The sequence below is a fragment of the Sulfitobacter sp. G5_S2_6_S6 genome (assembly GCF_054968505.1).
The window spans coordinates 283,019-300,336 of record NZ_JBQKUI010000002.1 but is presented as its reverse complement, the minus strand read 5'-3'; the positions used below and the strand labels follow the sequence as shown (position 1 = coordinate 300,336).

Annotated in this window: 17 protein-coding genes; 10 read left to right on the top strand and 7 right to left on the bottom strand. The window is 58.0% G+C overall.

The annotated features are described in order from the left end of the window. Position 1: 1 nt before the first annotated feature. The gene (locus ACTRWK_RS05495; RefSeq protein WP_289081377.1) at positions 2-1,252 is read right to left on the bottom strand and encodes an aminotransferase class V-fold PLP-dependent enzyme; all 1,251 of its coding nucleotides are present in this window, start codon (positions 1,250-1,252) and stop codon (positions 2-4) included. A 120-nt stretch (positions 1,253-1,372) separates the two neighbouring features. On the opposite strand from ACTRWK_RS05495, the gene ACTRWK_RS05490 reads away from it, so the two are divergent. Together ACTRWK_RS05490 and ACTRWK_RS05485 are read left to right on the top strand one after the other, a co-directional pair. Further along, a complete protein-coding gene (locus ACTRWK_RS05490; protein ID WP_009825653.1) occupies positions 1,373-2,224 on the top strand; it encodes a formate/nitrite transporter family protein in 852 nt (283 codons plus the stop codon). Between the two features lie 53 nt (positions 2,225-2,277). Continuing rightward, entirely contained in the window at positions 2,278-3,204 is a 927-nt protein-coding gene (locus ACTRWK_RS05485; RefSeq protein WP_005850639.1) for a YihY/virulence factor BrkB family protein, read from the top strand. Positions 3,205-3,207: 3 nt separating this feature from the next. Here the strand turns inward: ACTRWK_RS05485 and ACTRWK_RS05480 are convergent, their stop codons facing one another. Further along, positions 3,208-3,936 carry a Crp/Fnr family transcriptional regulator gene (locus tag ACTRWK_RS05480; protein WP_005850638.1) on the bottom strand — a complete coding sequence of 243 codons (729 nt, stop codon included), beginning with the start codon at positions 3,934-3,936 and terminating at the stop codon, positions 3,208-3,210. An 83-nt stretch (positions 3,937-4,019) separates the two neighbouring features. On the opposite strand from ACTRWK_RS05480, the gene ACTRWK_RS05475 reads away from it, so the two are divergent. Beyond that, on the top strand, positions 4,020-4,376 hold the full coding sequence (locus ACTRWK_RS05475; protein ID WP_005850637.1) for a hypothetical protein: 357 nt from the start codon (positions 4,020-4,022) through the stop codon (positions 4,374-4,376). Here the strand turns inward: ACTRWK_RS05475 and ACTRWK_RS05470 are convergent. From ACTRWK_RS05470 to ACTRWK_RS05460, 3 genes are all read right to left on the bottom strand, one after another. After that, positions 4,339-4,704: a hypothetical protein gene (locus ACTRWK_RS05470; protein ID WP_289081376.1), complete on the bottom strand. Its 366-nt coding sequence runs from the start codon at positions 4,702-4,704 to the stop codon at positions 4,339-4,341. The two genes, ACTRWK_RS05475 and ACTRWK_RS05470, sit on opposite strands and share 38 nt — an antisense overlap. Before the next feature lie 11 nt (positions 4,705-4,715). After that, entirely contained in the window at positions 4,716-5,018 is a 303-nt protein-coding gene (locus tag ACTRWK_RS05465) for an ElaB/YgaM/YqjD family protein (RefSeq protein ID WP_235183729.1), read from the bottom strand. A 146-nt stretch (positions 5,019-5,164) separates the two neighbouring features. Continuing rightward, complete coding sequence (locus ACTRWK_RS05460) at positions 5,165-5,974, bottom strand: response regulator (RefSeq protein WP_184583645.1); 810 nt, start codon at positions 5,972-5,974, stop codon at positions 5,165-5,167. Positions 5,975-6,082: 108 nt separating this feature from the next. Here ACTRWK_RS05460 and ACTRWK_RS05455 point away from each other — a divergent pair, with 108 nt between their 5' ends. The 4 genes from ACTRWK_RS05455 to ACTRWK_RS05440 all read left to right on the top strand — a co-directional run bounded on the left by ACTRWK_RS05455 (position 6,083) and on the right by ACTRWK_RS05440 (position 8,961). Then, positions 6,083-6,238 (top strand): NepR family anti-sigma factor, encoded by a 156-nt coding sequence (locus ACTRWK_RS05455; protein WP_005850632.1) that lies wholly within the window; start codon positions 6,083-6,085, stop codon positions 6,236-6,238. Then, on the top strand, positions 6,235-6,792 hold the full coding sequence (locus ACTRWK_RS05450) for an RNA polymerase sigma factor (protein ID WP_005850631.1): 558 nt from the start codon (positions 6,235-6,237) through the stop codon (positions 6,790-6,792). The genes ACTRWK_RS05455 and ACTRWK_RS05450 overlap by 4 nt, the downstream gene beginning before the upstream one ends. A gap of 53 nt (positions 6,793-6,845) precedes the next feature. Then, positions 6,846-8,516 carry a sensor histidine kinase gene (locus ACTRWK_RS05445; protein ID WP_235183730.1) on the top strand — a complete coding sequence of 557 codons (1,671 nt, stop codon included), beginning with the start codon at positions 6,846-6,848 and terminating at the stop codon, positions 8,514-8,516. A 295-nt stretch (positions 8,517-8,811) separates the two neighbouring features. Further along, the gene (locus tag ACTRWK_RS05440; RefSeq protein ID WP_005850628.1) at positions 8,812-8,961 is read left to right on the top strand and encodes a hypothetical protein; all 150 of its coding nucleotides are present in this window, start codon (positions 8,812-8,814) and stop codon (positions 8,959-8,961) included. Positions 8,962-9,048: 87 nt separating this feature from the next. Here the strand turns inward: ACTRWK_RS05440 and ACTRWK_RS05435 are convergent, their stop codons facing one another. After that, complete coding sequence (locus ACTRWK_RS05435) at positions 9,049-9,600, bottom strand: cupin domain-containing protein (protein ID WP_009825647.1); 552 nt, start codon at positions 9,598-9,600, stop codon at positions 9,049-9,051. 178 nt (positions 9,601-9,778) lie between these two features. Between ACTRWK_RS05435 and gabT the strand changes: the two genes are divergently transcribed. Next, on the top strand, positions 9,779-11,173 hold the full coding sequence (gene gabT / locus ACTRWK_RS05430) for a 4-aminobutyrate--2-oxoglutarate transaminase (protein ID WP_200875465.1): 1,395 nt from the start codon (positions 9,779-9,781) through the stop codon (positions 11,171-11,173). Between the two features lie 70 nt (positions 11,174-11,243). On the opposite strand, the gene ACTRWK_RS05425 is transcribed toward gabT, so the two are convergent. After that, a complete protein-coding gene (locus tag ACTRWK_RS05425) occupies positions 11,244-12,860 on the bottom strand; it encodes an FMN-binding glutamate synthase family protein (RefSeq protein ID WP_037942513.1) in 1,617 nt (538 codons plus the stop codon). Between the two features lie 445 nt (positions 12,861-13,305). Here ACTRWK_RS05425 and ACTRWK_RS05420 point away from each other — a divergent pair, with 445 nt between their 5' ends. Further along, on the top strand, positions 13,306-14,265 hold the full coding sequence (locus tag ACTRWK_RS05420) for a TAXI family TRAP transporter solute-binding subunit (RefSeq protein ID WP_005850616.1): 960 nt from the start codon (positions 13,306-13,308) through the stop codon (positions 14,263-14,265). Between the two features lie 123 nt (positions 14,266-14,388). After that, positions 14,389-17,157, top strand: coding sequence for a TRAP transporter permease (locus tag ACTRWK_RS05415; RefSeq protein ID WP_005850614.1), 2,769 nt, complete (start codon positions 14,389-14,391; stop codon positions 17,155-17,157). The last annotated feature ends 161 nt before the right edge of the window (positions 17,158-17,318 follow it).

Here is a 17,318-nt window from a genome sequence, read left to right as displayed (position 1 = left end):
TTTATGCGGCGATGTCTTTCATTGCCGTGAGCAGGGCGCGGACTTCGTCCATGGAGTTGTAATGGCAAAGCGACACACGCACCGCGGCATCAAGCCCGAGCGGGGTCAGGATGTTGCCGGAGTAGTGATCCGCCTTGCGCACATGGGTCCGGATGCCTTGGGCGTTGAGTTGGGCCACGATATCCGCCGCGGGCATGGCGTCGAGCGTGAAGGACACAAGCCCCTCGCGGTCGGGGTTGTCGGTGCCGCCCAGGATCGTGACACCCGCCAGATCGGCCAATCCGGCGAGGTTCCCCGTGCCGAACAGCAGCGCGTTGGTCAGCTGTTGCTCGTGGTCGTGGATCGCAGCGGCGGCGGCCTCTATCCGCGCGCGGGGGGCAGTGGCGTCTGACACCTGGCTGCCGAGCCAGTCGAAATAGCGCACCACATCCGAGAATGTCGCATAGGCGCCCGTGTCACGGGTGCCCATTTCCCAATTCCCGGCGGGACCGTTCGCCAGTGTCTCGATCGGCAGCGCGGTAAGACGCTCTGACGCCCAGGCAATGCCATAGCCGTGGCGCGAGAACAGTTTGTACGGAGAGATGACATAGCCGTCGATGTCATAGCTGGCGATGTCGATATGCCCATGGCTGGCGTGCTGGATGCCGTCGACAAAGATATAGGCGTCGGGGGCGATGGCGCGGATCGCGGCGCTGATGCCCGCCACATCATTGGCGATCCCCGTCACGGGGGAGGTGTGCAGGATCGTGGCGACCCGTACCTCGGGGGTCATCAAAGCGGCGTAGGCGTCGGGCGTTACCTGACCTGTCGCGTTATCGTGGGGCACGCTGATATAGGGTTTGCCCGCCACATCGGCCCAGTGTTGCGCCGCGCTGCGCGAGGCGGGGTGTTCCACAGTAGACCCTATAACGGTACCCGGGGCGCTGCCCATGACGGCTGTCCGGATCAGGCGGAACGACAGCTCTGTCCCGCTTTCGCCGACAAAGAACTGCCCGTCAGGCGCGTTGAAAAACAGGGCCATATCGGCGCGGGCCTGTTTGATGATATCGACCAGCGCATGGGACGCGGGGTTGTCGCGCCCCTGATTGTCGGGGATGGCTGCGAATTTGGTCGAGGTCTCGACGACCGTGTTCAATGTCAGCGCGCCGCCAGCGTTTTCGAAAAACACGCGCGGTCCCTGGAACGGGCAGCTGTCAACATGGGCAAAGCGGTCGCGGATTGCCGACATGAGTTTGGTATCTTCTGTGAACATTATGCGGCCCTGCTGCGTTACTTTCTGTGCTTATGCAGTTTCTGCGCTAGTTTGATGCTGGATCACAATCAGATTTTGCGGGCTCGGCCCCATTTGTTCGTAGTTTTCAGGAGCGCAGGAATGGCCCCTCTTATTCAACGCAGGGTTTCGCGTAAGAAACCACAGGACGCACAAGCCGAGGAGAAATCGGTCAGCGAAGCGACGGCGTTGTCGCCCAAGCTGATCTACGAGGTGATCCGCCGTGAGGGCGAGGAGGAGCTGGCGCGCAGCAAACGGTCGTTGATCTGGTCGGGGATCGCGGCGGGGGTGATGATCAGCCTGTCGGTTCTGGGCGAGGCCGTGTTCCGGACCTATCTGCCCGATACCGCGCATCGTTTCCTGATCGAGAACCTGGGCTATTCGCTGGGTTTTCTGGCGGTGATCATGGGGCGGATGCAGCTGTTTACCGAAAACACCATCACCACCGTTTTGCCGATCATGCGGGCCAAGACGTGGCATTCGCTGATGTGTATGTTCCGCCTGTGGGGGATCGTGCTGGCGGCGAATGTGGTGGGGGCCTTTGCCGCGGCGATGCTGTTTCTCTGGACGCCCGCGATTTCGCCCGAGGTGCTGCCCGCCATTCTGGACCTGTCGCATCACGCAACCAGCATGGGGGCCTATCAGGGGTTCTGGCGGGCCATTCCGGCGGGGGTCATCGTCGCGCTTATCGTCTGGATGATGCCGCAGGCGGATGAGACGTCGTTCTTCCTGATCCTTGTGTTCACCTGGCTTATCGCCGCTGGGGATTTTGCGCATATCGTTGCGGGGTCGGTCGAGATGGCGGTGATGATTCTGGACGGCCAGCTTGGCCTGATGGCGGCGGTGTTCGAGTTCTTCTTACCGGTGCTTGCGGGCAACATTGTTGGCGGAACGATCATCTTTACCCTCGTCGCTTGGGGTCAGGTGCGCGATGAGGTAGAAGAGGAAAAGTAGCGTAAATGTGATGTGGCAGGGGCCGCAGCCGTGGGGAACGAGGATCAAGGGTTTTGACACAGAAATCGGTGGGCACCGTAAAGCTGTACTGGGATGCGCTGAAAGCGGCGCTGGTTGATATCTCTGAAAAGAACGTCTCGCTTATCGCGGCGGGGGTCGCTTTTTATGCGATGTTGTCGCTGTTTCCCGCCCTTGCCGCGTTGGTCACGATCCTGAGCCTGATCTCTGACCCTGTGGTTGTCATCGCCCAGCTGGAAGACATGCGCGGTCTGCTGCCCGATGACGTCTATGATATTCTCAATGATCAGGTGGTGTCGTTGGTCACGACCAGCACCGGCAAACTGGGGTGGGCTGGTGCCGCTTCGGTTCTGGTGGCGATGTGGTCGGCGCGGGCAGGTGTGGGCGCGATGATGATCGGCCTGAATAGCGTGTATAGTGAACGCAATCGCAACGCCGCGCGGCACTATCTGCGGGCGCTGATGCTGACCTTTACCTTGGTGATGGTGGGGCTGATTGCGCTGATCACTGTGGTGATCGCACCGATTGTGCTGTCGTTCATCCCCCTGGGGGTATTCGGCTATTTCGTCGCCGAGATCATCCGCTGGAGCATCGCGATTTTGGTGCTATTGGCCGGTGTTGGTGTGCTATACCGCTTTGGTCCGAACCGTCGTGCGGCGCGCATTGGCTGGCTGACATGGGGGGCCGTTTTCGCGGTGTTTTCATGGGCGGTGGTGTCGATCGGGTTCAGCTATTACGTTGCGAACTTCGGCAATTACAATCAGGTCTACGGGTCTATTGGCGCTGTGATCGCCATGCTGGTCTGGCTGTGGATCAGCAGTTTTCTGGTGCTAATGGGGGCATCGTGGAACGCGCAGGTTGAACTGCGCACACGCCCTGACAGCACCATTGGCCGTGACCGGCCGCTTGGCAAACGCGGGGCCTATGTTGCGGATAATCTGGTCAGTGTGAGCGAGGAATAGCGCCTACATCAAGGGGCGCTTGGCCGGTTTGCTGCGCTCTGTCTCGGCGACGTCGGCGAGCTTGTCGAGGTCGTTGACCTGCAGCACCTGATCCGACCAGGACGCGAGTTGCTGGTCACGCAGCTTCGCGAGGGTTTTGTTGGTATGGACAAGCGATAGACCCAAAGCATCCGCCAGATCGCGTTGCGTGAAGGGCAGGGTCATTGTGTTATTTGTCACCAACCCCAGCCCCATCCCGCGTTCAAAGAACTTGAGCATCGCCCATGACACCGCTTGCAGCGCGGTGCGTTGCCCGACAGTGGCAAGCGTTTCGCCAAGGAAATGCTCCTCTATCGCGGCGAGCCATGTGATATCGAACGCGCGGCTGGGATTGCTGCGGAAGAAGGTCCAGAAATCCGAGCGGTTGAACACACACATGCGCATATGCGTCCGCGCCTCTACGCTGTGGCCCATTTCGCCAAGCATACCGGCCTGAAGCCCCATGAAATCGCCGGGGAAGACAAAGTTAATGACCTGCCGTTCACCATTATCCAGCGACTTATGCCGGATGCCCATGCCGGACAGCACCGTATAGAGTTGGGGGGAGTTGGACCCCTGCATGAGGATTGTCGTGCCGGGGTCGACGCTAAGCTCACCGACCTTGAATTTCTGCATGAACTCAAGCTCTTCCCTTGTCATGGTGACAAAGGCGTCCTTTTTGTGAAGCGGACAATAGCGGCAATCGATACCCATGAAAAAATTCCTAACTCGTATGTCATAGTTTAACGCGGCGCTTTGGAAATATTGCTACCTTCGCGGGATTAGAAAGGCGCGATGTGATTCCTTTTTTCGTATTCGATACTGACCCGATCGTTCGGGCGGATGTGATCGACATGCTGGAACAGGCATTCGGTGACGCCGCATTTTCTGTGTCCGAAACCCTTTCCGCTTTTATCTCTGAACTGCGCAGCTGTTCGTCTCAGGCCGTGGCGCTTGTGTCCGGCACGTCGAATGACCTGTCGGAACTCTTTGCCGCAGACCTGCCCACGAAAGATGTCGCCTATGTTCTATACGGCGAAGGTCAAAGCATTCCCGACACCTACATCTATTCCGTCGTAGACCGGCCTTTCACCAATGACACCATGGTGCAAGGCATTAGCGACGCGCTTGCTTCCCTGCGTTCAGACCGTTGACGAAAGCCGTGATGATCGCGGCGATTCCGCCGACGCCGCCGGTGGCTTGCGACTGTTGCATCGCCTGTGCGCGTAAGGCGGCTTCGCGTTTCTGACGCCGGATTGCACGGGCCCGGATCGACAGGGCCGCAATCAATACAAGACCCATACCGAAAAACAGGCTGCCCATAATCAGACAGGCTACCAGCGGTGTGGTGATGGTAAGCAAGAACAGCCACGCGGCGACGGCAAGAAACGCCCCGCCCACAATCAGGCAGAGCATTGCGCCAAAGCCGATGGCGGCAGTTTGCGCCGTTCGGGTTGCCTTCTGGGCAACCCTATCCGTCACATATTCGAACATTAGCGGCGTGTCGCGAACAGACCGGCGATAAAGCCGACACCGGCAGCGATACCCAATGCGGCGGCTGGTTGTGTGCGCACAAAATCTTCGGCTGTTTGCTGCGCTTCCAATGCCTTGTCACGGCCGGAGTTCGCCAAATCCTGCGCTGTGGATTTCGCCTGGTTGGCGGCTTCGGCGCTTTTGGCTTTGGTCAGATCGGCCATCGTGCTTGTCAGCGACGCGATGTCGTCTTTCAAAACGGCCAGCTGGACCGAGATATCATCGACAGACAGGTTGCTTGTGTTGGTTACGTCCTTGGCCATGGTGGTCTCCATTATTCATGTGTTCACCAACCAAACGCGCCCTGTAGATATAAGTTCCTTAAAGGCGTGGCTTGCGTCACACAGTATCGATAAAAAAAGGCCACGGTGGAACCACCGCGGCCTCGTTTGTTTGCGTGTATGCCGGTTTAGCTGTGCAGCGTCTCTGTCGACGAGAAGAACATCGCTTGCGAAACAGCCGATACGACCTGATCCACCGTGTAGGGCTTGGAGATTAGGAACGCGGGTTCGGGCTTGTCGCCGGTCAGCAGGCGCTCGGGGAATGCGGTGATGAAGATCACCGGACGGTTACCCAAATCGCGCAGCAGATCGTTCACGGCATCGATCCCAGAGGAGTTATCGGCCAGCTGGATATCCGCAAGGATCAAGTCCGGCACATCCGCTTTGCCCAGTTTTACAGCTTCGTCACGCGTGCGCGCAACACCGGTCACACGGTGGCCCATTTCGGCGACGATGGATTCGATGTCCATCGCGATGATCGCCTCGTCCTCGATGATCATGACCGAACCGGTAACACTATCTGCCATTTCGCGGCGGGCAATTTGCACCAGCTCGCTGGCTTCGCTTTCTTCAACACCGATGATCTGGCCGACTTCCTTAAAGGAGAACCCTTCGATCGTGTGCAGCAGCAACGCTTCGCGGCTGTGGTTGGTCAGTTTGGCGAGGTGCTTTTGCGCCTTGGCGCGGGGGCCGCTTTCACCTTCCTCGACAGGCGCACCGGCGCTGGCCCAGATGCCGTACAAAACGCGGAACACACCTGTGCGGGTGTCTACACCATCCAGAACCGACCGGTCCGTCAAAATCGCTTCGAGCGAGGCAGCTGCAAAAGCGTCGCCGCTGTTCTGGCTGCCGGTCAGTGCGCGCGCGTAGCGACGCAGGTAAGGAAGGCATTCACCCAACGCATCGCTGACACTTGGTGTTTCGGTGACATCCGTCATTTATTGTCGTCCTTTTAAAATATTTCTGGAACCAAACCCCCTAACGCTGTGTTTGGTTCCGTGTCATATGTATAAATACAGTATTTAAAGAAGGCAGGAAACTTGTTCATGCAATCAGGCCAAAACGACGAGCGTGAGCGCTTTATCGACGAAAATCTTCGCCGCGTTTATGACGAGACGATGGAAGAAGGGATTCCCGATAAATTTAAAGACCTGCTTAATCAGTTGAAAGAACAGGATAAAAACGCTGGTAAAAAAGGATGAGCAATTCTGATCCCCGCGACCAACTGGTGGAGCATTTGCCCGCCATGCGCGCCTTTGCCATCAGCCTGACCCGGAACGGTGCCGTCGCGGATGACATGGTTCAGGATACTCTGGTCAAAGCCTGGACCAACATCGAAAAATTTGAAGTCGGCACAAATATGCGCGCCTGGCTCTTCACAATTTTGCGGAACACCTATTATTCTTCCCGTCGTAAAGCCAACCGCGAGGTCGCTGATGTGGATGGTGTGTTCACCGAAAGCCTTGCCGAAAAGCCGGCGCATGACGGGCATATGCAAATGACCGATTTCCGCAAAGCTCTGGGTTTGCTGAAAGACGAACAGCGCGAAGCATTGCTGCTGGTCGGTGCATCAGGCTTTTCCTACGAGGAAGCCGCCGAGATGTGTGGCGTTGCCGTCGGTACGATCAAAAGTCGGACGAACCGTGCCCGTGCGCGACTGGCTGAGCTGATGGGCCTGCGCGATGACGAAAGCCTCGAAATGACGGATGATGCGACGATGTCGGTTATCTCGGCATCTAAAGTGTCTTCTTTCTGATCGTGACGTCGGGGTTTCTGTCCACAAATATCTTTCGGGGCCTCGCGTTTCGCGTGCTGCTTTTCCTATCGCTTGCGTTGCTGCCCATCGGTTTGATCGCCGTTGTGCAAACGCGAGAGATTGCGGAGCAGAACCTCGAGAATGCCGAACTGTCGCTGCTTGCCATTACAGAGCAAGCGTCGGCGAAGGAAAGCGGCACCATTCAGGAAGCGTTCGGCGCAGCGGCGGCTTTGGCGTCCGTGGTCAAACTGATCAAGTCTGACAATGTGTCATGCAGCGCCTTCATGCGGGAATATCAGCGATCCTCCGACCTTTATACAGTCGCAAGCTTCATCCAAAACGACGGGCGGATGGACTGCGTGTCGACAGGCGTTTCGGGAAACGTGTCGGACCGGCCTGTATTTCAAAAGATGATCGAACACAAAAGTCGCATGGCGAATGTCACCAGCACGCCGGCACAAAGCAAGGAACCGGTGCTGATCGTCACCAACCCGCTTAAGGTGGAAGAAGAGCTGATCGGCTTTATCAACCTGTCCATTCCCGAAAAGGTTTTTAACGACGCACCGGTGCCCGAGACAGGGTCGCAGCCGATCGCGATGCTGACCTTTAACGCGCAGGGCGACATCCTGACGACCAAAAATGGTGTTGAAGCGGCCGAGCAAGAGCTGCCCTCCTTTGCCGCGTTGAAATGGTATGTGGGCCAGTCTGGTCGCGTCTTCCATGACACCAACCAGCAAGGGCAGGACCGCGTCTATGCCGTTTTGCCCATCGTCCCCGGTGTTGCCTACGCCATGAGCGTCTGGCCCGAGGATTCCCCGCTGCTTCAGGCGGGGGCGATGACAACGCTTAGTTTCGTGCTGCCGGTGGCGATGTGGCTGGCAAGCCTTGTCGTGGCCTTCTGGGCGCTGAACCGTCTGGCCATTAAACACATCCGCAAACTTGGTCGGCAGATGCGCCATTTCGCGTTGAACAGAACCTTGCCGCGCACGCCCTTGGGGGGTGTCGTCCCGACCGAGATCGTGAATATGGAGCATGCTTTTGTCGGTATGGCGGAATCTATCCTGCGGGATGAAGCGTCGCTAGAAGACAACCTGCGCCAAAAGAATATTCTGCTGAAAGAAGTGCATCATCGGGTGAAGAATAACCTTCAGCTGATCTCTTCTATCATGAATATGCAGATCCGTCAGGCGACCACATCGGATGCGAAACGCGTGCTGCAGCGTTTGCAGGACCGGATCCTCAGCCTCGCGACGGTGCACAAAAGCCTTTACCAGAACGACAACCTGACCCGCGTCGACGGTGGCGCGCTCATGCATGAGATCGTGAACCAGCTCCTTAGCGTAGGTCTGCCGTCCGGCTCTGGCGTGACGGTGTCGCAAAACTACGAGGCGGTTCAGCTTGACCCCGACGACGCCGCACCGCTGACGTTGCTGGTGTCCGAGGCGATTACCAATGCGCTGAAATATGTCGCCGCCGACGGCAAGGCAAAGGGACATATCGAGGTGAGCCTGTCTCATACCCAGCCGGAAATGGCATTGCTGTTTGTTAAGAACACCACCGGCAATATTGATCCCGAAGCAGGGACCGGCCTTGGCTCCCGGTTGATCAACGCGTTCTCGCGTCAGTTGAACGGGCAGGTAGAGATCATCGATGAAGAGGGCACCTATACGCTGAGCGTTGAATTCCACGTGCCGCTGCAGGCGAAAGAAGTCTACGATTACTGAGGGTTCGGCGCAGAAAACTCGGTAAAATTAAATTTATTTTCGGTATGTCGGCGGTGAATCCTTCGCGTCCCAGCCAGCGGGGCCTGTTGGGGTGCAACCTGCGGGATTCATGGGACTTTCGGTGGTTTCGCGATGGATGTGGTCCCGATCGCGTATGTCAGGCGACATTCGCCGTCTCAGCAAAGCGCCGCGCAAACTCTGCAATGCAGCAATTGCGCCCTCCAGCCTGTGGAACCATGTGACCCGTGGGCTGTTAGTCTCCTGAACGAGCCACACAAGCGAACAGGAGGCATCAATGACGACAGATTTGTTTATCGCTTCATTTTTGATTCTCGCTTTGGCTGCAATCGCTATCGTTTCGCTGACCACGCAACGGGGCAGCGAAGAGAAAAAGCGCCAAAGATCGTCATTGCATAGCCATTCCCGGCGCGACGACGAACGATAATCAAAGGTTTAGTGCGGGCCATCCGCACGTCAAGAAAACGAAAATCAAAGGTTTAGTGCGGGCCATCCGCACGTCAAGAAAACGAAATCAAAAACTCGGCGGCGTACATGCACTTACAACAATGCATTGTACGTCGCCGATGTTTCTGAACCGGTGCGGCAAGCGGCTGTCGAAAAGATAGCCATCCCCCGGTGCAAGCACGGCGACGGCATCATCGACCGTCACCTCGATCTCTCCGGAAATAACCACACCAGCTTCTTCGCCCTCATGCACCAGCAGTTCGGGGCCTGTGTCCGCGCCGGGCGGGTAGGTTTCGTGCAGCACCTGCAAGGAGTGTTGCTCAGCGTTGCCAAGCTGGCGCAACGACACCTGACCGTCATAGGTGGGGGAGACTTTGGTAAACTCACTCTCGCGATAGAAGACCTTGGGCGATTGCGTATCTTCCAGCGTTGAAAAGAATTCAGCCATGCTGATCGGGATCGCGTCCAGCAGGCTTTTCAAAGACGCGACCGAGGGGCTCGTCTTGTTCTTCTCGATCAGGGAGATGGTGCCGTTGGTCAGCCCTGCCTTTGTCGCCAGTTCGCGCTGAGACAGGCCGCGTTCTTCTCGAATCGATCTTAGTCTTTGACCTATGTCCACGTCCGGTCCCCGGATTATTTCTGTCAGCTACCTAACCCGTATCTTGGTGCGATCACAGGCAAATTTTGGCGCATGCGATTCAACTGACGCGCGCTGAGGTAAATCTATATTGACAATTAAATTAAACGCAATAAGAGGATTTTAAACGCGGGTCGCGTTTCAACAAGAGGATTTGTATATGCCTAGTACTGTCAAAAAGCAGCCGCACAAGGCCGCTGCAAAGAAACCGGCAAAAAGCAGCGTCGTGCCCGACATGCTTGATGCAAACGTATCTGTCGAAACCAACGCTCAGTTGATCGCCCGCCGTGAACAGGCTGTTCCACGCGGCGTTGCCTCTGCGGCGCCGATCTATGCGAAATACGCGGAGAACGCGGAACTTTGGGACGTGGATGGCAACCGCTACATCGACTTTGTCGGCGGCATCGGCGTGCTGAACACCGGCCACCGTCACCCCAAGGTGATCGCGGCAGCCAAGGCGCAAGAAGACCAATATACGCACACCAGCTTTCAGGTTGTGCCCTACGCCCCCTATATCGAACTGGCGGAAAAGCTGAACGCGCTGGCCCCCGGTGATGCGCCCAAGAAAACGCTGCTGGTCACAACCGGTGCCGAGGCGGTGGAAAACGCGGTCAAGATCGCGCGGGCTGCAACCGGCCGCCCCGGTGTGATCGCCTTTACCGGCGGCTACCACGGGCGCACGCTGCTGACGCTGGGGATGACGGGTAAAATCTCTCCTTACAAAAAAGACGTTGGTCCCTTCCCGTCCGATATCTTCCGCGCGCCTTTCCCGTCACCTCGCGACGGGATCACGGTCGAGGATGCGATCACCGGCCTGAAGAACCTCTTCCTGACCGATGCCCAGCCCGAACGTGTGGCCGCCATCATCATCGAGCCCGTCTTGGGCGAGGGTGGTTATACCCCCGTGCCGTTCGAGATGATGCACCAGCTCCGCGAGATCTGTGACCAGCACGGTATCATGCTGATCGCCGACGAAGTGCAGGCGGGCTTTGGTCGGACCGGCAAATGGTTTGCCATCGAACACTCCGGCGTTACCCCCGATCTGATCACCGTGGCAAAGTCGATGGCGGGTGGCTATCCACTGGCGGGTGTCATTGGCCGCGCTGATGTGATGGACGCGATGATCCCCGGCGGGTTGGGTGGCACGTACGGCGGCAACCCCGTCGCCTGTGCCGCAGCGCTTGCCGCGATCGAGGCGATCGAGGAAGAAGGCCTGCTGCAGCGGTCGCTGGACATGGGGGAACACCTCAAGGCGCGCTTTGCCGAGATCGGCGCACGCTCTGCACCTTTCCGTATGTGGGATATCCGCGGTCTGGGTGCGATGGTCGCGGTCGAGTTTGTAACCGACTTTGACACCGCGACACCGGACGGTGATTTCACTAAACGTGTTATTGCACACGCGCTCAAGCGCGGTCTGCTGCTGCTGAGCTGTGGCATGCAGGGCAACGCCGTGCGTGTGATGGTGCCGCTGACCGCGTCGGATGCGATCATCGAAGAGGGGCTCGGGATTTTCGAAGCCTCCGTCGCTGCCGCGGTCGCCGAAGAAACAAAGTAAGCTCTGTAATCAAAATGAAAGGCGCGCCGGGAAACCTGCGCGCCTTTTGTGCTTCCGGTCTTGGGCGCGTTTAATCAAACGGTACAAAGCTGTCGGCCTGCGCCCGCGCCCAACGGGTTTTATTGCCGTTATAGTCGGGCGATTGATCATCCAGCAGATAGCCTTCGGGCAGGTAGCCATAGACCTGATCACCCTGCACCATGCTGTTATCGCTTTGCCGCATCATCATATGGCGGGGCAGGAAATCGCTGGGGTGCTCTAGGCCGGCGGCGCCTGTCATCTCGCCCAAGGCCATCAGCGTATTGCGGTGAAACCGCGCGACACGCTGGCTTTTGTCATCCACATCCAAGGCGCGCTGGCGCGTGGGGTCTTGGGTCGCGACGCCGACGGGGCAGTGATTGGTGTGGCACGCTTGCGCCTGGATACAGCCCACCGCAAACATGAACCCGCGGGCGGAGTTGCACCAATCCGCGCCCAAAGCCAGCGCACGGGCGATATCAAAGGCTGATACGACTTTGCCCGCCGCGCCCAGTTTCACCTGATCGCGAATACCGGCACCGCGCAGGGTGTTGTGCACAAAGGTCAGCCCCTCGACCATCGGCATGCCGACGTGGTTGGCGAATTCAAGCGGGGCAGCGCCCGTGCCGCCTTCGGTGCCGTCGACGACGATAAAGTCAGGCACGATCCCCGTATCCAGCATCGCCTTGACCATACACATGAATTCACGCTGGTGGCCGATGCACAGCTTGAACCCCACAGGCTTGCCGCCCGACAGATCGCGCAGCTTGCCCAGAAACTCCATCATCTGAACAGGAGAGGTGAACGCCGAATGGGCGGCGGGCGAGATGCAATCGTGCCCCATCGGGATGCCCCGTGCCGCCGCGATCTCGGCACTGATCTTCGACGCGGGCAGCATGCCACCATGACCGGGTTTGGCACCCTGGCTCAGCTTCAGCTCGATCATCTTGATCTGGTCGCTTGCGGCCTGCTCCTTGAATTTGTCGGGGTCGAACTGCCCGTCTTCTGTGCGGCAGCCAAAATAGCCCGACCCGATTTCATAGATCAGATCGCCGCCCCCCTCGCGGTGATAGCGACTGATCCCGCCTTCGCCGGTGTCATGGGCGAACTGGCCCATCTTGGCGCCCTTGTTCAGGGCGCTGATCGCATTGGCCGACAGCGACCCAAAGCTCATTGCCGAGATATTGTAGATCGACGCGTCATAGGGCTGCTTGCAGTCCTTGTTGCCAATGGTCACGCGAAAATCCGTGTCGGTGATATGGACCGGCTGGACCGAATGGGTGACCCATGAATACCCCGCATCATAGACCCGCATTCGCGTGCCAAAAGGCCGCGCGTCTTCCACGCCTTTGGCGCGTTGATAGACCAGCGACCGGTCATCACGGCTGAAGGGTTCTTCGTCCTGATCGGATTCAATCAGATACTGCCTGATTTCCGGGCGGATACCTTCAAAGAAAAACCGCATGTGCCCCAGCACCGGATAGTTGCGCAGGATCGAATGTTTGGTCTGGATCAGGTCGTACACCCCCATACCCGCGAGGATGCCGAAGATCACCGACGGGAAAGCCATCCACCACGACCACAGCGCTGTGAGCATCGCGAAGGCGCCGAAAAGGACGCCGACAGTCGCAAAAAGGCCAAAGCGGCCGAGGGATTTGAGTGCTTTCATGTGGGGCTCCTGCTGGCGCGTCTGGCTCGAAAATCGCTGCTTTTTCGGTTATATAGCACAAATAACCCGAAAGTACCGCGCGGCGAAGGCAGATGTCCGGCACATATTCCGGCCCGCAGTTTTGATTTTGTGCCGCTGCGCGCTAGTATTTTTAGGCACGGGATTGGGGGAAGTGAAATAAATATGGAAAATCAGTTTATTACATCGTTTTTCGCGTTGCGATTTACCATCCGCGTCCCCTAAATGACGGGTGCCATGTGTACCGCATAGTGAAAATAATTCATGATTTCACGCCGCGATTCGCACAGGGTCAGAGCATTATTTCGGGGAAAAATCGCAATAAATCAGCTTGTTTTGCTTCGGAATATCTGCGCTCATTTCAACCATGACGGAGAGCATGCGCATCAATGACGTGTGTTCAGACAATTAAGTTGGGAGACTTCAAATGACTATTTTCAAGTCCATCGCCATCGCCTCTGCACTGGTCGCGGGTACCGCCGCCACCGCGCAGGAGAAATTCATCACCATCGGGACCGGCGGCCAGACCGGCGTCTACTTTGTTGTGGGTCAGTCGATCTGCCGCTTGGTAAACCGTGACAGCGCCAAAACCGGCCTGAAATGTACCGCTCCGTCCACCGGTGGTTCCATCGCCAACATCAACGCCATCAAGGCGGGTGACATGGACATGGGTGTTGCCCAGTCCGACTGGCAGTTCCACGCGTACAACGGGTCTTCGCAGTTCGAAGGCGACAAGTTCGACAAAGAGCGCGCGGTCTTTTCTGTACACGCCGAACCCTTCAACGTCATCGCGCGTGCCGATTCCGGCATCGAAAGCTTTGACGACCTGAAAGGCAAACGCGTCAACGTCGGCAACCCCGGTTCCGGTCAGCGCGCCACGATGGAAGTCGTTCTGGATGCCAAAGGCTGGACCATGGATGACTTCGCGCTCGCATCCGAGCTGAAGCCAGCCGAGCAGGCCGCCGCTTTGGGCGATAACAAGGTCGACGCGATCATCTACACCGTGGGCCACCCCAACGGGTCGATCCAGGAAGCCGTGTCTACCGTCGACGCCAAGCTGGTGCCGGTTGAAGGCGAAGCGATCGACAAGCTGGTCGCCGATAACCCCTTCTACGCATACTCCACCATCCCCGGTGGCATGTACAAAGGCACCGACGCGGATGTGAAAACATTCGGCGTGAAAGCGACCTTTGTGACCTCCGCTGATGTGGACGAAGAAGTTGTGTATGAAGTTGTAAAAGCTGTGTTCGACAACTTTGACCGCTTCAAAAAGCTGCACCCCGCGTTTGAGAACCTCAAAGAAGAAGAGATGATCAAAGACGGTCTGTCCGCCCCTCTGCATGATGGTGCGGCGAAGTACTACAAAGAGCGTGGCTGGATTGAATAAGCCCGCCGATTGACTATTCGCGAACGCGAGGACAGCCTCGCGTTCGCATCCTGCGGCAACGACCGCAGTCGACCGACAATAAACGTGCACCTGTCCTGATACGGGGCCACCAAGGGGACGAAGATGTCACAGAACGATCAACACCAAGCCGCCGCTGTAGAAGCCGAAGCCGCCGGAAAAGGCGGGCTGAGCCAAAGCGAACTGGACGAACTTGTCGCGTCTTCGGACACGGGCGGCAGGTCAGCGACCGGAAGCGTTGGCGTCTTTCTGGCGTTGACCGCGCTGGCGTGGTCGCTGTTCCAGCTGTGGATTGCCTCCCCACTTCCCTTTGTTTTCGGCTGGGGTGTTTTTAACGACACCGAAGCCCGGTCAATCCATCTGGCCTTTGCTATCTTCCTTGGCATCGCCGCTTTCCCCGCCGCGCGCACCAAGGTGCAGCTGGGGCTGGGAATTATCGTGCCCGTCGTGCTGGCCTATCTGTTCATGGTCGCGGCCAAAGACGGCACGCCGACCTGGTGGATCCCGCTGGTCGCCATCGTCATTGTCGCATGTGTCGTGCTTGGATCGCCCAAAGACCGTATCCCCCTGTGGGAATGGGCCTTGGCGCTGGTTGGCGCGGCGGCTGCATTGTATCTGTTTGTGTATTATCGCGAAATCTCGGGCCGCGTCGGTGCGCCGAACATGCAAGATACGGTTGTTTTCGTGATCGGCATCATGATCCTGCTAGAGGCAACGCGCCGCGCCCTTGGGCCTGCGCTGATGATCGTTGCGTCGGTCTTCCTTGTCTATAACGTCTTGGGCCCGATGATGCCGGATATCATCGCGCATAAGGGTAACTCGCTTTCCGAGATTGTGAACCACCAGTGGATCACCACCGAAGGTGTGTTCGGCATCGCGCTTGGTGTGTCGACCTCTTTCGTATTCCTTTTCGTCCTGTTCGGCGCGCTGCTGGATAAGGCCGGTGCCGGTAACTATTTCATCCAGGTCGCCTTCAGCATGATGGGCCACATGAAAGGCGGGCCTGCGAAGGCTGCTGTTGTGTCCTCTGCCATGACGGGGCTGATCTCTGGCTCCTCGATCGCCAACGTCGTGACCACGGGGACATTTACCATTCCGCTGATGAAAAAGGTGGGGTTCAGCTCTGAAAAGGCCGGCGCGGTCGAGGTTGCGTCTTCGGTCAATGGTCAGATCATGCCGCCCGTCATGGGGGCCGCGGCCTTCCTGATGGTTGAATATGTGGGCATCCCCTATTTCGATGTGGTGAAACACGCGTTTCTGCCCGCGGTGATCTCTTACATCGCGCTGGTGTATATTGTGCACCTCGAAGCGCTGAAGGCCGGTATGGTCGGGTTGGAACGCCCCTATACGCCCAAGCCGATTGTGCAGCGCTTGCTGGTGTCCGCCTTTATCATCGCCTGTATCTGCGCGCTGAGCTTTGCTGTCTACTATGGCATGGGCTGGCTGCGTCCTGCTTTCCCCAACAGCGCGGGCTATATCATCTTTGCCTTGCTGACCGCGGTCTATGCCGGTCTGCTGTATATCGGGTCGAAGGAAGAGCCGCTGGTTCTGGACGATCCGAACGAGCCGGTGACACGTTTGCCCTTGCCCGGTCCAACGGTGCGGTCGGGCCTGCACTTTATCCTGCCGATTGTCGTTCTGGTCTGGGCCTTGATGGTGGATCGTCTGTCCCCTGGCCTGTCAGCGTTCTGGGCCACGACCTACATGATCTTTATCCTCGTGACACAGCGTCCGCTGATGGCGATTTTCCGCGGCGAAAGCCAGTTTGCCAATGATGTGGTCGCGGGGGTGCGTGACCTGATCGACGGCTTGGTCGTCGGGGCGCGCAATATGATCGGTATCGGGATCGCCACCGCGACCGCGGGTATCATCGTGGGCGTTGTCAGCCAGACCGGCGTTGGGTCGGCGCTTGCCGATGTGGTCGAGGTTCTGTCGGGCGGCAATATCCTTGCGATCCTGTTCCTGACCGCGATCCTGTCGCTGATCCTTGGGATGGGGTTGCCGACAACGGCGAACTATATCGTTGTGTCGGCCCTGCTGGCACCTGTCATTGTGACACTGGGGCAGCAGAACGGTCTGATCGTGCCGCTGATCGCCGTGCACCTGTTCGTATTCTACTTTGGCATCATGGCTGATGTGACGCCTCCGGTCGGGCTGGCGAGCTTTGCCGCCGCGGCTGTGTCCGGTGGGGATCCGATCAAGACCGGTGTCGTCGCGTTCTTCTACAGCTTGCGGACGGCGGCGCTGCCGTTCCTGTTCATCTTCAACACCGAACTTCTGCTGATTGATGTGACGATGGTGCAGGGTATATTCGTTTTCATTGTCGCGACCTTTGCGATGCTGTTGTTTGCAGCAGCGACCCAGGGCTGGTTCCTTGCGCGAAACCGCTTCTACGAGACGATTGCCCTCTTGCTGATCGCCTTTACCCTGTTCCGGCCCGGTTTCTGGATGGATATGGTCTTTCCGCCCTATACCGAAGAAGCACCGGCCGAGATTGTGCAGGCCGCGGCCGACACACCGCTTGGGGAGGATCTGCGCCTGCGCGTCGCGGGTATCAATGATCTGGGTGATCCGATCGAATTTGTCGCCCTTCTGCCCATCAAAGAAGGCACCACGGGCGAAGAACGGCTGGAGGCTGCCGGCGTGATCACCCGTGTCGAGGGCGACCAGATGTTCATCGACGACGTTTTGTACAACTCTGCCGCGCAATCGGCGGGTCTGGATTGGGACCAAGAGGTGCTGCGCGTGCTCAAACCCGTCGCAACCCCAAGTAAATACTGGATGTTTATCCCTGCGCTGTTGTTGCTGGCCCTCGTGGTCGTCATGCAACGGGGCCGCAATGCACGTGCGGCCCGCAAAGCAGCGGTGGTGTAACAGATTAGTTTGTGCATGTTACGCATAGAAGCCATGCAAATGACGGTGGGTTCGCCATCACGTCACGTGTTTAATATTCCCAACAATGGGAGTATGGACTTGTCACCTTGGGCGTATGGGCGGAGTATTTCCGGCCCCTTCCGCCCGTTTGGACGGAGTGA